This is a genomic window from Comamonas testosteroni ATCC 11996, from assembly GCF_000241525.1.
GTDB classification, from domain to species: Bacteria; Pseudomonadota; Gammaproteobacteria; order Burkholderiales; family Burkholderiaceae_C; genus Comamonas; species Comamonas testosteroni.
Window position 1 is genome coordinate 1 of record NZ_AHIL01000051.1, and the last position, 700, is coordinate 700.

At 56.7% G+C, this 700-nt stretch carries 1 protein-coding gene; it reads left to right on the forward strand.

What is annotated here, in order from left to right:
* Positions 1–661, forward strand: a 661-nt coding sequence (locus CTATCC11996_RS22505; RefSeq protein ID WP_003080902.1) for a multicopper oxidase domain-containing protein, incomplete at its 5' end; no start/stop codon positions are given.
* Positions 662–700: the final 39 nt, after the last annotated feature.

Sequence of the window (700 nt, forward strand, 5' to 3'; positions counted from 1 at the left end):
GGGTATGGCCGGGATGGCTGGTATGTCGGGGGCAATGGCCGGCATGGATCATGGTGCGATGGCCGGCATGAATCACGGTGGTATGGCGATGGACCATAGTCAGCATGTCAAGCCTGCTGGGAGCTTGGCAGTGCCCAGCACCACCGCACGCCATGCTCGCACTGAATATGGCGCAAGAACAGATATGCGAGTCGATATGGCCCGCACCAATCTTGACGATCCCGGTATCGGTCTGCGCAATAACGGCAGACGGGTGCTGACCTTGGCAGATCTGCATACACCTTCAGGTCCGATGGACTCGCGCGGTCCTGGACGAGAGGTGGAGTTGCACCTGACGGGGAATATGGAGCGATATTCCTGGTCTCTTGATGGATTGGAGTTCGGGCAATCAACGCCTGTTCACTTCCGTCACGGCGAGCGTTTGCGAGTCATCCTGCACAACGACACGATGATGACTCACCCTATGCACTTGCATGGGATGTGGAGTGAACTGGAGAGCCCTGATGGTCGATTCCTCGCCCGTCGACACACCTTGCCAGTACAGCCTGCACAACGCATCAGCTTCTTGGTGACGGCAGATGCTCTGGGGCGCTGGGCATGGCATTGCCACCTGATGTTCCACATGGATGCAGGCATGTTCCGCGAAGTCGTAGTGTCTTGAACAAACCTCACAAGGAAGATCAAAAATGTCCAAAGCACT